Source organism: Chelatococcus composti (assembly GCF_014201415.1).
In the GTDB taxonomy this organism is placed as follows: Bacteria; Pseudomonadota; Alphaproteobacteria; order Rhizobiales; family Beijerinckiaceae; genus Chelatococcus_A; species Chelatococcus_A composti.
In genome coordinates this window covers 86,258-100,632 of the sequence record NZ_JACHEH010000002.1, presented here as the reverse complement: position 1 = coordinate 100,632, position 14,375 = coordinate 86,258, and the positions used below count along the sequence as shown (strand labels likewise).

The following is a 14,375-nucleotide window of genomic DNA, read 5'->3' as shown; positions in this document are numbered from 1 at the left end:
CGGTGCATCGTCCGGGGGCGAGCGCCATCGTGCGGGCAATTCGGGAGACCGCGCATGGCAAGTCGGCTTTCCATCATCAACGATGCACTGCTCGGCACCGGCAACAACCGGCTCAACGTCGAGTATGACGGCTCCGATGCCTGGACCATGGCGGAATCGGCCTATCGGCGCGCCGTCGGCTATCTGATCGCGAAGCACGACTGGAATTTTGCCACGCGCACGGTGCCGCTTGCCGGCCTGCTGCCGTCGTCGCCGCATCCGCTCCTGTCGAAAGCCTACGCTCTGCCGGGCGACTGCCTGCACGTCTCGTCGGTCTGGATCGGGCTGAACGGCGGCCCAGGCTCGGTCCCGCTCAACCGGTACGAGATCGTCGACGACAAGCTCTGCTGCGATCACGACCAGGGCCTGACCATCCTCTATGTGCGGGCCCCCGACCCGGACAAGTGGCCGCCGGGGTTCGTCGAGGTCTGCATTGCCAAGGTCGAGGCGTACCTGCTGCAGGGCCTGAACGAGGACACGGACAACGCCCGCCGCCGGCACGCTGATGTCGAGGACATGCTGGCGGAGCTGAGGACGCGGCACGACCAACAGACGCCGGCCCGCGCCATCCTGCGCTCGCGCTCGGCCGAGCGGCGCGCGGGCGGCAGCGGGCGCGCGTTCCTACCGGTGCCGCCGTATGGTGGGGTTGGCCGATGATCAATGCGCAGATCATTGCGCAGCGGGACTTTTCAGCCGGGCAGCTCGACCCGACGGCCGCCCGCGGCGACGACACGGACATCATGCGCGCCGGGCTCAAGCGGGCCCGGAACGTGCGCATTCTCGGCACGCGGGCGCTCAAGCGGCGTCCGGGCCGTCGCATCCTGTTCTCGACGACCGGACGCGCGGACATCGTTCAGCCGACCGCCGGCGAAACCTGGTACATGGCACTGGAGCCCGGGCGGATCACATTTCGCAGGAAGGGGGCGCTCACGGCCCAGACGATCACGGGCATGCCGTGGACGGCGGACATCATCGGCGACCTGCGCTTTGCGGAGTCGCAGAACGTTGTCATCATCTCGGGGCCCGGCATCCGGCCGCAGCTTTTCGACTACACGCCATCGATCGGCCTGTGGACGCATAGCGTTTTCGCATTCGCGACTGATCCGACGGGCGCCATCCGCGCACCATTCCACAACTTCTTTCTCGGCCGCGGTATCACGGTGCAGCCGTCCGCCCGGTCCGGCAGCATCACGCTGACCTTCTCCCAGCCTGTGCTCGATCCGGGTCACGTTGGCGTGCGCTTCCGCTATGCCGAGCGCCAGGTGGAGATCACGGCAGTCAACAGCCCGACGAGCGCCACGGCGACTGTCATCGAGGAGCTGCCGCCGACCTACAACGTGACCTTCAACACTGTCTCCGGCCTGCAGGTAGGGGATATCGTCGAGGGCGTCGCGAGCAGCGCGCGCGGCGTCGTGACCGGGATTGCCGGAACGACGGCCACGATCCTGGTGACGCAGAACTGGGCGGGCTTCCAGTCCAGCGAAGTGGTGGCCGGACCGCGCTCGAGGATGACGGTTTCATCGCAGTCGGCCGCCGCGCCAGCGGCAACGTTCCTCTGGGAAGAGGCGCTGATGTCGGATTTCCGGGGATGGCCGCGCGTCGTCTCCAAGGACCAGCAGCGCGTCATCTTCTGCGACTTCCCGCAGGTGGGATCGGCGGTGGTCTATTCCGCCACCGGCACCGTGAATGACTTCCTCGTGGGCGGCGAGCCGGAGGATGCCATCTTCGAGTTTGTGCCGGACAACTGCACGGTGCGGGACGTGGTGGGCGGCGCCGACGAGTTCATCTTCACCGACAAGGGCGTCTACTACGTCCCTGTGTCGGAGAACAATCCGCTGGTGCCTGGCTCGATTTCGTTTCGCCGGATCAGCGACGATCCGTGTTCGACGATCCGGCCGGTGCTCACGTCCGAGGGCATGGTGTTCGTCAACGCCTCGCTGACGCGCGTGTTCGCCCTCGTCGGCACCGGACAGACGACACGGCCCTACATAATCGAGGACCTGACGCAGTACCATTCGCCGCTCATCAAGTCGCCCGTTGCGATCACTGCGAGCTCGGCCGATGTCACGACTGCAGAGCGGTATCTGTACGTGGCGAACGGCCAGGACGGCACGCTCGCCGTGGGACGCTACCAGGAACGCCGGTCGGCCGGATCGTATGTCGGGTGGGTGCCGTGGGATGGGGCCGGGCGCATCGAATGGGTGGCCTCGGGCGGTTCCGACGTGATCGTCACGGCGAGCTACAACGTGGGCGGGCAGGAGCTCCGCTTCGTCGAGGTGTTCGATGAGGGCCTTCTGGTCGACGCGGCCCAGCCGCTCGCCAGCAGCACGGGAACGGAGGTTCTGGAGTTCGCGCCCGGCGATCCTGTCGAGTTCGCGCCCGGCGATCCTGTCGAGCTGGGGGACACCTATGCGTTCAACTGGGCCGTGGGCACGACGCTCTCGGTCGTGCAGGCCGGGTGGTATCGCGGCGACTACACGATTGAGCCGGACGGCTCGCTGTCGGGCCAGATTCCGGTGCAGAGCGCGGTGGGAATGACGGGCGGCTTCTCGTTCACAGTCGAGGTCACGCCGTTCGTCCCGCATGCGCCCGAGGGACAGTCGCAGCGGCAGCGTCTCCGGCGGCGCCGTCTCAAGCAGGTTGCGGCGACAGTGCAGCGGACGCAGGCGATAGAGGTCGCCGGCTGGCTCGTGCCGTTCTACCGGGCGGGGGAGAACGAGGAGGAGCCGCCGCCGATGCGCGACGAGACGTACCGCACGCGCGTTCTCGGCCGGGCCATCGATCCCGAGTGGTCGCTGGTCCAGTCGCTTCCAGGCTCGCTGACCATCCTTGAGCTGACGACTGAAGTCACGATCTGAGGCGGTGTGCGGTGCCTGCGCTCGCCTCGCGCGGCAGTGTGGCCCTCGAGAATTGCGAGGGTCATCATGGGCGATCCTGTCTCTACCGGCATTCTGGCGCTCAATGCTGCAGGCACCGGCGCCGGCATCTTCTCGGCGCTCGCCGGCGGACAGCAGAGCAAGGTCAACGCGCAGCTCGAGGCCGGCCGTGCCCGCATGCAGGCGGAACGTCTCAAGGTCGCGGCCGAGGCGGCCAAGGTCCGCGGCATTCAGGTCGACACGGCATTCCGCGAAGACCTCAACCAGTCCCTGCAGAACCTGTACGCGATCCGTGCAGCCCAAGGCGCGTCGGTCGACAGCCCGACCTCGCGCGCCCTTGGCGAGCGTGCGCGGGTGACGAACGACCGGGCGCGCCGTGTGGCCGTGAGCAATGAGCGCCTGCGGGCGATGGGGATCGAGAACGAGGCGGCAGTCGCGGAGGGCGACGCGATGGCGCTTCTGCGGGCGAGCCGCCGCTATCGGACGGCATCGCTCATCTCGGCCGCGGGGCAGGCGATTTCGGGTGCCGGCTCGTTCCTGAGGGCCGGGCAGACCGCGGGGTATTGGTAATGGTCGACGCATTCGAGGCATCCGGCGCCGGCCGCGTCCGGCAGCAGCTCACGGACGTTCCGAGCACGCGCGATCCGCATGTGGTTCCGGTCGACAGGCTCACGCGGCCCTATACGGCCATTGCGGAGGCGGTCGGGCACGTCGGGAAGGCGCTGCACCAGGCGGCGGACGACCTTGCTGCCTACAACGCCATGGCGCACCAGACTGCGTTTGCCGAGGCGCAGTTCCAGATCGACAAGGACATTGCCGAGGCGCGGGCGCAGTACCAGCACCGGCCGGCGGAGTTCGAGGCGTGGGCGAAGGAGTACGCGCGCACGGTCGGCCGGGATAGCCCGATCCTGCGCGACAAGCTGCGGACCTACGCAACGCGGGTGGCTGGCAATGCGTTCTCGAACCTCGTCAACGACAAGCGTCGCTATGACGAGCAGACGGCGCTGGCCACGCTGAAAGCGCGGCGCGAGGACGTCGAGAGCCGCCTGGAGGACATGGTGTTTCGCGGGGCGGACAAGAACCCCGACGGGACGCCGACGCAGGAATACGCGCAGCTCCTGACGGACGCCGACGACATCCGGCGGCAGATGGTTGGCAATCCGAACCTCGCCTATTCCGAGGAGATGGCGCAGCTCGACACCGAGCGGTTCGACCGCCGCCTCACGGCCATGGCCATCGTCGGCGCGGCCAGGCGCGATTACGAGCGCGATGGCAATTTCAGTCGCGCGCAGAAAGCAGCCGAGGACGCGCTGAACAGCGTGGCCGGTTTACCGCCCGAAGATCGGATCCAGTACCTCGGCCTCATCAAACGAAATCTGGAGGGTGCCAACGCCGTTCGCAGCGCCCTGACGCAGGAGACGAAAGAACGCGCCCTAACGCTCCGGCAGCTCTACCGCAGCGGGCAGAAAGTGCCGGATGCCGAAACAGATGCCGTCATCGAGGAGCTTCGGCGCTACGGGGCGCACAGTGCAGCGGACGATCTGGAGATGGAGCGCGAGGCCGCGAGGCTGGAGCCAGCGGCCCGCGCCTCAGCGCGCGGTGCCATCGAAGCCCTCGGCGGCCTGCAGAACCGCGCTCTGGGCGCCGGTGGCGGGCAGGCCGCGCCTACGCCGCGGCAACCGCCGCCGGAGATCGCTGCGGCTGTCAACATGGCGGCGGAGAAGTACGGACTCAGCTCTTCCCTTCTGTTTCGCATCGCGTGGATCGAAAGCCGCTTCGACCCGAACGCCATCAACCCGAATTCCAGGGCGGCCGGGCCGTTCCAGTTCATCCCGTCGACGTGGCGCCAGTACGGCGGCGGCGCGAGCCCGCACGATCCCGTCGCGAGTGCGGATGCCGCCGCCAGGCTCCTGCTCGACAACAAGCGCTATCTGGAACGGACGCTTGGTCGGCCGGTGACAGACGGCGAGCTCTACCTTGCCCACCAGCAGGGCGCCGCAGGCGCGGCGAGGCTCTTGAGCAACCCGAACGCGCGGGCGGCCGATATCGTCGGCATGAGCGCCGTGACCATGAATGGCGGCACGCCGGACATGACGGCTGGCCAGTTCGCCCAGCTCTGGATTCGCAAGGTCGAGGGGGCCGATAGCGCGACCGTGCCGGTGGCCGCCGGAACATGGCAGCAGAGCCCCGTCTATCATGAGCTGCTTGGCCGCTTTCAGACCATCGTCAATGACGGCGCGCGGCAGACGTGGGCTGGCATCAAGGGCGCCTTCGACAACGGCTATCAGCCGACCGAGCAGGAGATGGAAGACCTGCTCACGTACCTGCCGAAGGTGTCGGACGCGAAGCTGCGCAAGGAAATTCTGGATGGGCTTGCCGTGGCGGAAGCGGCCGGCAAGACGGCCGGCCTGCCGGTCCAGCGGCTCCGGGAGCTCGTGGCCCAGGCGGAGGCGGCGGCGGCCCGTGGCGAGGTTGACCCGCTCGCCCGGCAGTTGATCGAAGTCTGGAACCGGCAGGCGGAGGCGCGGACGCGCGCGTTGCGCGAGGAGCCGACGCTGTACGGGAAGGTCGACCCGGAGACGGGCATTCCCGTGCCGAAGCCGCTCGACCTGTCGAGCGTCGAAGCGCTGCGGGCCTCGATAGAGGAACGCCAGCGCACGCTCGAAATCGTCAAGCAGGCCAACCCGGATGCCTCGGATGCCGTGTTCTCCAAGACGGACATCGGCAACATCGTCACGGCCATCAAGGCTGCGCCCGAGAATGCCCAGCCGCTTCTCGGACAGATCACTGCCATGCTGACGCCCGACCAGCTCGGCCTGTTCATGGCGAACGAGGAGATCGTGAACACGATCACCGGCATGGCTCGGTCCGGCGACCCGCAGAAGATGGGGGCCGCCTACTCGATCCTCGACGCCGAGTATCGGCGTGACCCGCAGGCTTTCGAGCGCGTCTACGGGCGGGACATCGAGACGAACCTGCGCCTGTGGCAGGACCGTCGGCAATACATGACGCCAGACCAGCTCATGGCGGAGATGAAGCGGGCTGACGATCCCTCGGTGCGCGAGGCGCGCCGGCGGCTGCGGCAGGAAGCGGAGGAGCTGGCGAAGGACTGGACGGTCGAGGACGTGCGCAACAAGCTCGGCCACGGCGGCTTCCTCGGCTTTGGCCAGGCTGGCGTGCCGAGCGATGCCGGCATGGCCGCCACGCTGCGGCAGGAGTTCGTGCGCGAGTTCGCCATCGCCTACGCGGAGACGGGCAACGAGGCGAGCGCGACGAAACTCGCTGCGGATCGCGTCAATCGCGTATGGGGGCCGTCGGCCGCCAACGGCGGCGAGATCATGCGCAACCCGCCGGAGAAGTTCTATCCCACCATCGGCGGCTCGCACGACTGGATCACGGACCAGCTTGACGAGGACGTGCGGAGGGCCATCGAAACGCAGCTCGACGTGCAGACGGTGGAGCAGCGGCCGGGCGAAATGCGGCAGCGGGCGGACCGGATGATCGCTGCCGAGCGGCGCCTGGTTGCCGACCGGCAGACGGATGCCGAGTGGAGCCGCGGAGAGCCGCCGTCGTATCGCGTCGTCATCAAGACTGACGATGGCCGGTTTGTCGCGCTCGAGGATGCGGATGGGCGCCCGCTTCGCTTCCGGGCCGATGCAGAGGCGGCCCTGGCGGAGCATCGGCGACGGGCTGGGGTGATCCGCTCATTCCTGGAGTCGCCGGCGGCGCGGAACGTCCGCCTGCCTATGCCGGGCTCGTTCGGTCTCTCCATGCCTGCTTTCGGAGATCGCTGATGCCGCTCTTCCCCGAGGAACAGCCGACCGGCCTCGAGTTTCGCGAGGTCACGGGGCGGCCGGAACCAAATCCATTCGCGGGCTACGAGCCGACCATCGGCGACACGATCCGCTCGGCGTTTCGCATGGAAAACTCGGTGGCCTCGCTCATACGGGCGCTCGAAGCTCAGCAGCGGGCGCCGGCCGACCCTGACCACAACCCGCTCGAGACGATCCGCGGCACGCGCTATGAGCGCGACTATATCGACCGCTTCCTCACCTCCCGAAACGAGGAGGAAACGCGCTCGATCATGGCGCGTATCGATGCCGAGGAGCGCGACCGACAAATTCTGGAGGATGCAGGCGGCTGGGGCATTGCGGCAGGCATCGCGGCGGGTGTCATCGATCCGCTCATCTTCCTGCCGGGCGCGGGCCTCGTGCGATCCGTGCGGGGCGGCTATTCCATCGCCAAGTCGGCCGGGCTTGTGGGCCTCGCCGGCGGCCTGCAGGCGACGGTCTCCGAGGCGGCGCTGCAGGCGTCGCAGGTGACGCGCACGCCCGAGGAATCGCTGATCAACATCGGCACGGCTACTCTCCTGTCGGGCCTCATTGGCGGCGGCGCGGCGGCGCTGCTCTCGCGTGCCGAGCGCCGGGCGCTGGAAGCGGCTCTGGACGTCGACCGCGCGGCGCTGTCGCGCCAGGCAGGCGTCGAGGAGCCGTCGGTGCGGGACGGCTTTGCAATGCCGGCTTTCGCGGGGGCGGCGGCCACGGACCCGCGCGAGCTGCGGCTGGTTTCGTTCGGGCTGGACCGCGTGCCGGTCATCGGCGACCTCATCAAGCGCACGTCGCCTACGCTGCGCATCTTCTCGTCGGACAACGTGCCGGCGAAGCGGGCGATGGCCGATCTTTCCGAAACGGTCCTGCGCTTCGAGGACAACACGCTCGGCATCCCGACCTCGCTGGGCGGGCCGCCCGTCTCCCGTATCGTCACGCTGCAGAAGGTGCGTGCGGCCATCGAAACGAGCGACACGCTGCGCGACACGTTCATCCGCTATCGCTACGGCGACCAGGCACCCAACACGGCCCCCATCGCGCGCTCGAATCTCGACGACCTGCTCGGACGGAACGGCGACAAGCTGTCATATAGCGACTTCAAGCGCGAGGTGACGCGGGCGCTCATGTCCGGTGATGTCCACCCGATTGTCGAAGTGCAAGAGGCGGCGCAAAAGCTGCGCGCGAACATCCTCAAGCCGCTCGAGCGCGATCTCAAGGCGGCAGGTCTGCTGCCGGAGGATGTGGACGGGCCAAAGGGCGACCCCTCGTGGTTCGCGCGCATCTGGAACAAGTCGGTCATCGCCGCTCGCCGCCACGATTTCAAGAAGCGCATCGTGGACTGGCTCGCCGCCGAGCAGGCGGAGAAGGTCGCCGCCCGCGAGCGGATCATGGAGCTGGTCGCGGAGCGCGACCGGCTCGAAGCGGCCATTGCCAAGCTGGAGGCGAAGCAGGAGCGGCTTGCCGCGCGCACGGCCGATCTGGAGTCCCGGCTAGACGAGCGCGGGATGGAGGTGCGCCGCACGGCGGCGCGGACTGACGCGCTGGAGGAGCGGGCCTCGCTCATCGCGGAGGAGATTTCGGAGCTCGCCGAGTTCATCGACGCGATGAAGGCGGAATTGCGCTCGCCCGAGCTGACCGAGCAACTGCGCGAGCTCGAGCGCGAGCTGGCGGCCCTGCGTCGCGCCGATAAGCCGATCACCGAAGCCGACCTCGACAAGATCGAGAAGGAGGAAAAGCGCTCGATCCTCATCGGGGACGTGCGCACGGCAATCAACATCCTGACCGGGCGCAACAAGAGCCACCGGCTGCCGAGCTTCCTTGCCTGGATGGCGAAGAACGGCGGCATCGTCGACGACCACGGCGAGGTGGTGGCCATTCTCGGCGACGCCCGCGCGGTAGTCGGCCTCGTGCGCAAGACGGGCCGCGGGCGCACCATCGACGAGTGGGGCGAATACCTTTACGACCATTTCGGCTTCGCCTTCCCTGACGGCCGGCCGTCGTACAACGAGGTGCTGCGGATCATCGACGAGGCCCAGCGCGGCAATCCGCCCTGGTGGTTCCTCGTCGACGAGAACGGACAGCCGACCAAGGCGGCGCGCGTCGACGAGATGGTGCGAATCCTCGACGACATGGCGCGCGAGGCTGGCGTCGATCCGCAGACGGCCGATGACTGGTACTACCTGCTGCGGGGCGAGAGCGTGCCGCGGACGCTCGATGACCTCGAGCGCGAGCTGGCGGCGATGGAGGCCGTCGGCCAGCCGGTGCCGCCCGGTGCCCGTGCCGAGCAGGTGGCGGGGATCATCGCCGCTCGGCGTGAGGCAATCGCCGATATTCGCGCGGCCCGCGACAAGGCAATTCGCGCCGGCAGGAGGAAGGCGCGGCAGCTCGGCATTGCGGAGGCCCGCGTCGACGAGGCTGCCCTGGCGGAGCGGGCGAACCGCGGGCGGCTCGGTATCCTGTCGGATCGCCTCGACCGGGCCCAGGAGAAGCGCGCGATCCTTGAGCGGGCGCGCGCCCTTGCCGATGAGGCGATGGAGAAGACGCGGGCCCGTCTCGAGGAGGAGCTGCGCGGCTGGAAGGGCAACTCCGCCGCGGATGCCGTGGCAGCGCTCAAGGCGCGGGACGAGGCGGCGGCCGGCCGTGCCGAGGACGCCCCGCGGTTGCGGGCTGCGGATCGGGCAGTGGACCGGGCGGCCCGGCGCATCGTCGAGACGGATTACGACTGGACGCCCGATGAGATCGCGAGCCGAGCCGACGAGATCATCGACCGCATCCTCGGCTCGCCAGATGGTCGCCTGCCCTACGATATCGCCTCGCCGCAGCCCGGCGGCGTGAGGCAGTCGGACGACCTGCGGGGCTCGCTCAAGTCCCGCGACTTCGCCATCCCTACGCAGCTCGTGTGGGATTTCGTCGAGCAGGACGTCGAGCACGTCATGAGCACTGTCATGCGGACGGTGCTGCCCGACCTGCATCTGACGACCCGCTTCGGCGACGTGAACATGACGGAGCAGATGCGGCGGATCAACGAAGCGTCTGCAGCGAAGGCCGCGGCTGCCAAGACCGAGGCGGAGCGCATTGCCATCGAGAAGGAGCGGAACCAGCTCATCCGCGACCTCGCCGCCACGCGCGACCGGATTCGTGGCATCTATGGTTGGAGTGCCGACCGCCGCATGCTCGGCCGCGTGTCGGCAGCCGCGCGAGCCTGGAACACCATCGCCGATCTTGGCGGCGCGACGGTCAACTCGTTTGCCGATGCTGCCGGCGTGGTGTTCCGCTACGGCTTTGAGCGGGTGCTGGCGGATGGCTGGCGGCCATTCTTCGCTCGTCTCGTCGGCAGATCGCAGGTCTACGGCGCAGCCAAGCGCCAGGCGCGGGCGATGGGCGTGGCAATCGAGACGCAACTGAACCTGCGCGCGCACCAGCTCAACGATCTGATTGAGGGCTACCGGCCCGATACCCGCTTCGAGCGCGCTTTGCAGTGGGGTGCCAATCGCTCGCAGCTCGTCAACTTCCAGGGCCCGTGGACGGATGCCGTGAAGACGATTGCCTATTCCGTGGCGTCGTCGGAGCACCTGCGCATGATCCGCCGCGTGGTGGAAGGGCGGGCGAGCAAGCGAGACATCACCATGCTCGCGGAGAACAACATCGACGCGGCCATGGCCGAGCGCATCTGGAAGGCGTTCAATGAGGAGGGCGGCGGCGAGGTGGTCGATGGCGTGCGCCTGCCGAACACGGGTGCCTGGCAGGATCGCGGCGCCGCGCTCGCCTTTGAGGCGGCCATGGGCAAGGAAGCCGACGCCCTCGTGGTGACGCCCGGCCTTGAACGGCCGCTCTGGATGAGCGATCCGATCTGGAGCCTGCTCGGGCAGTTCAAGTCGTTCATCGCCGCGGCGAACGAGCGCCTGCTGATCGCGAATCTGCAGCGTGCCGACGCTGCTGCCCTGCAGGGGCTCATCTTCTCGGTGGCGCTGGGCATGCTGTCGTATCGGGCCTACACGTGGGCCGCGGGGCAGGATGCCAGCGACCGGCCGCAGGACTGGATCAAGGAAGGGCTGTCGCGCTCCGGTGTCATGGGGTGGTTCGACGAAGTGAACTCGCTCACGGCCAAGGCGACGCGGGGGCAGCTAGACGCCTTCCGGCTGATTGGAGCCGACCGGCCGCTGTCCCGCTACGCGTCGCGCTCGGTCCTGTCGGCGCTACTTGGGCCGACGGCTGGCAAGATCGAGAAGGTCTCCCAGGTGACGGGCGCCGCCGCCACCGGCGAGTGGACGGCTTCGGACACGACGGCGCTGCGCCGGCTGATGTTCTTCCAGAATTTGTTCTGGATCAGGAGGCTTCTTGATCAAGTAGAGGACGGGGTCAATAATGCTTTCGGTATACCTGATAGGGTGAGGTAAATGGCGCCTGCAAGAGAACTTCCTGACAGACTTGATTTGTTGCGTCGGTTTTCTTACGACGCGGATACCGGCACGCTCCGATGGAAGTATCGTGAAGATGCCTCTCCGCAGTGGAACGGGCGGTTTGCTGGGAAGGCGGCGGGGAGCCTGAGCAAGTCGCAGGGAAGGATGGTTGTGAATGTGGGTGGGCGCTTGCTTCTTGTAGCCAAATCACTGTAAACGCCATTAACCAATCTTAAACTATGACTGATCCCTGATGTCCGTCATGGGAGGGGCGCCATGCAGAACACCTCGCATGCGGTGATGTCACAGCGGAGCGAGCCCGCTGACAGTCCAGATGATTTTCCGACGCCACCGTGGGCGACGCGTGCGCTCTTCGAGCACGTCCTTACGCCATGGACACGCGAGTTCGGCCAGCTAACTTGTCTTGAGCCGGCTTGCGGGGCCGGTCATATGGCGAGAGTGCTCAAAGAGTACTTTCGCGAGGTCCAGTCGTACGATGCCTTTGACTACAACTACGGCAAGATCAGAGATTTCCTGACATATCCGTACGAGACCAACGCGGTTGATTGGGTGATCACCAATCCTCCATTTCGTTTGGCAGAAGATTTTGTCCTGCGAGCCTTGAGCGTCGCCCGGACAGGCGTTGCCATTCTTGCACGGACGGTCTTTCTCGAAAGCGTCGGCCGCTACGAGAACATTTTCGCAAAGGCCCCGCCCGCTATCTTCGCGCAATTCGTTGAGCGCGTGCCAATGGTGAAGGGGCGCCTCGATCAAAGGGCCACGACTGCCACCGGCTATGCATGGTTTGTCTGGAACAAGAAAGCAGATGGAGAGCCGCGTCTAGTTTGGATTCCACCCTGTCGCCGCAGTTTGGAGCGGCGAACTGATTATCCAGGCTCAAGTAACATGAGCAACGGGCGTCAATCTTCGTTGGCGTCGTAGCGTTCTAATCCCTGCTGCAAGACCTCGACAGCTTTGGCAACGCCCTGACTACCTTCGCTCGATAGTATTTCCAGCGCTCGACCGACGGCGGCACGCAGTCGCTTACCCTTCACACCCGGTGGCCCCTTCGGGGGCAGTTCGTGAGCCGGCGCAGCGCTGATCGATCCAAATTTGCCGTCCTTAACCTCGGCGATGCGCCCTTGGTTCACCCCGAACCAAGCCGCAATGTCATGGTCGCGATCTCCGCGAGCCACCATGCCCAGGACGATAGAGGCGTCCCTGTTGGTCAAGCTGTATCCACTCGCTTTGCTTCGGCTCATGAGCACCCCCAGCGTCACCGTGGTGTTTCATTACTATAATTTCGGCCTCTTTTCAATTTCGAGTGGGTAAGCTGGACCTGAGCAGGTACGGGATCGGGTATGACTGACAAGCTGTTTGAGGCTGCCTTGGGGGTCTCTCCGCCGTGGCAGGTGACGGGCGCGGACTTCGATTTGGCGGCCAAGACGCTCACCATCCGGGTGGACTTCATCGCCGGCAGCCGCTTCGCGCTGGCTGGCGTGGAGGGCCAGCATCCGGTTCACGACACCGTCGCCAAGCGTTACCGGCACCTGAACTTCTTCCAGCACGAGTGCTTCCTGGAAGTGCGTGTCCCCCGGGTAAAGCTGCCCGATGGCAGCGTCCGCCAGGTCGATCCGCCGTGGGCCGGCAAGCTCTCGGGCTTCACGCTGCTGTTCGAAGCCCTGGTGCTGCTGCTGTGCCAGCAGATGACCTTTGCCGCGGCGGCGCGCCTGGTGGGCGTGAGCCGTCACCGTGTCGCCGCGCTCTGCGAGCGCTACGTGGAGCTCGCCCTGGCGCAAACGGACCTGTCCGCGGTGCGCGAGCTGGCCATCGACGAGACGTCGCGGGCTCGCGGGCATGATTACATCACGCTCGCCGCAGACGCCACTGAGCGACGCGTGATCGCCGTGGCGGAGGGCCGCGGCGCCGACTCGATCGCCCAGCTGACAACCGAGCTGCAAAGCCGTCACTGCCCTGCGGAGCAGATCACGTCCGTCAGCATCGACATGTCGCCAGCGTTCATCAGGGGCTGCGCCGAGCACCTGCCCAACGCGCGCGTCACCTTCGACAAGTTCCACGTCATCGGGCACGCCAATGCGCCCGTGGACAGGATGCGCCGCATCGAGCAGCGCAGCGACAAGTCCCTCAAGAGGATGCGCTGGTCGCTGCTGAAGAACCGCGCCAGCCTCAAGCCCGAGGCTGCCGCCGATCTGGATGCCCTGATCGCCAGGATGGCCACTGTGCGCACCGCGCGCGCCTGGGTCTACAAGGAGCAGCTGCGCGAGATCCTCGCGCGCAAGCAGATCAACGTGGCACGCGACATGCTCAAGCACTGGTGCACCTGCGTCATGCGTTCCAAGGTCGAACCCATGAAGGAGGTCGCCGCCATGGTCCGTCGCCACCTCGAGGGCATCGTCGCCTGGGCCCAGACCCGCCAGACCAACGGCTTCCTCGAAGCGCTCAACGGCCTGTTTCAGTCCGCCAAGCGCCGCGCTCGCGGCTTCACCCGCTTCACCACTATCAGAACCGTCATCTTCCTGATCGCCGGCAAGCTCGACTTCGCAGTGATCAACCCTCATGCCCGGCAACCCACTTGAAATTCAACAGAGCCCTTCTTGTCCATAGAGTCATTTGGAAGATGGTATATGGCGCCGACCCATTAGAAGACATCGACCACATCGACGGCGACCCGACGAATAACAGGCTATCAAATCTAAGGATGGCCTCCAAATTTGAGAACATGCGAAACGCGCGTAAGCGCCGGGGCAAATATCTGCCGAAGGGTGTCTCCTTTCACAAGGGCGCTGGCCGCTACAGGGCCACAGTCTATTTGAACCGTCTGCATGTTCACCTTGGGCTCTTCTCCACGCCCGAGGAAGCGCACGCAGCATACTGTCGGGTGGCGCAGAAGCACTTCGGCCGATTCGCGCGGTTCGAATAGCCGGCTGCTCGACCAGCTTGAGGACGGCGTGAACAACGCCTTCGGGGTCCCGGAGCGGCGGCAGTAGGGGCTCAGCCTTCGTGGTAATCGGGGCCGGGGAACTGTATGTCGGAAGGAGCGGAGGCAATGATTGCTCCGCAGACGCGTCTGAAGGCGTCCTCGTGGCAGCAGCCATTATCCTCGACTGGCACGGTAAAGATGAAGTTCCATTCGGACCTCCACCATTCCGCGCTATTGAGGGCCGTTTTCCCTTCCAGAGGCTTGCAGCGATAATACCTCAGTCGCGGTTCCC

At 66.5% G+C, this 14,375-nt stretch carries 9 protein-coding genes; 8 read left to right on the top strand and 1 reads right to left on the bottom strand.

Annotation, left to right across the window (positions count from 1 at the left end):
* Positions 1 to 54: 54 nt before the first annotated feature.
* The 6 genes from HNQ73_RS03680 to HNQ73_RS03655 all read left to right on the top strand — a co-directional run bounded on the left by HNQ73_RS03680 (position 55) and on the right by HNQ73_RS03655 (position 12,084).
* Positions 55 to 696: a phage connector family protein gene (locus tag HNQ73_RS03680; RefSeq protein ID WP_183332395.1), complete on the top strand. Its 642-nt coding sequence runs from the start codon at positions 55 to 57 to the stop codon at positions 694 to 696.
* Positions 693 to 2,897: a phage tail protein gene (locus HNQ73_RS03675; RefSeq protein ID WP_183332394.1), complete on the top strand. Its 2,205-nt coding sequence runs from the start codon at positions 693 to 695 to the stop codon at positions 2,895 to 2,897. Before HNQ73_RS03680 ends, HNQ73_RS03675 begins: the two co-directional genes overlap by 4 nt.
* A 66-nt stretch (positions 2,898 to 2,963) precedes the next feature.
* Positions 2,964 to 3,485 (top strand): hypothetical protein, encoded by a 522-nt coding sequence (locus HNQ73_RS03670; protein ID WP_183332392.1) that lies wholly within the window; start codon positions 2,964 to 2,966, stop codon positions 3,483 to 3,485.
* On the top strand, positions 3,485 to 6,709 hold the full coding sequence (locus HNQ73_RS03665) for a transglycosylase SLT domain-containing protein (protein WP_183332390.1): 3,225 nt from the start codon (positions 3,485 to 3,487) through the stop codon (positions 6,707 to 6,709). The genes HNQ73_RS03670 and HNQ73_RS03665 overlap by 1 nt, the downstream gene beginning before the upstream one ends.
* Positions 6,709 to 11,139, top strand: a complete 4,431-nt coding sequence (locus tag HNQ73_RS03660; protein WP_183332388.1) for a coiled-coil domain-containing protein — start codon at positions 6,709 to 6,711, stop codon at positions 11,137 to 11,139. The genes HNQ73_RS03665 and HNQ73_RS03660 overlap by 1 nt, the downstream gene beginning before the upstream one ends.
* A 279-nt stretch (positions 11,140 to 11,418) precedes the next feature.
* Complete coding sequence (locus HNQ73_RS03655; protein WP_183332386.1) at positions 11,419 to 12,084, top strand: SAM-dependent methyltransferase; 666 nt, start codon at positions 11,419 to 11,421, stop codon at positions 12,082 to 12,084.
* On the opposite strand, the gene HNQ73_RS03650 is transcribed toward HNQ73_RS03655, so the two are convergent.
* Entirely contained in the window at positions 12,063 to 12,374 is a 312-nt protein-coding gene (locus HNQ73_RS03650; protein ID WP_183332384.1) for a hypothetical protein, read from the bottom strand. The genes HNQ73_RS03655 and HNQ73_RS03650 overlap by 22 nt on opposite strands.
* A 129-nt stretch (positions 12,375 to 12,503) precedes the next feature.
* Between HNQ73_RS03650 and HNQ73_RS03645 the strand changes: the two genes are divergently transcribed.
* On the top strand, positions 12,504 to 13,739 hold the full coding sequence (locus HNQ73_RS03645) for an ISL3 family transposase (protein WP_183332382.1): 1,236 nt from the start codon (positions 12,504 to 12,506) through the stop codon (positions 13,737 to 13,739).
* Complete coding sequence (locus HNQ73_RS18215) at positions 13,736 to 14,083, top strand: HNH endonuclease (RefSeq protein ID WP_373284848.1); 348 nt, start codon at positions 13,736 to 13,738, stop codon at positions 14,081 to 14,083. Before HNQ73_RS03645 ends, HNQ73_RS18215 begins: the two co-directional genes overlap by 4 nt.
* The last annotated feature ends 292 nt before the right edge of the window (positions 14,084 to 14,375 follow it).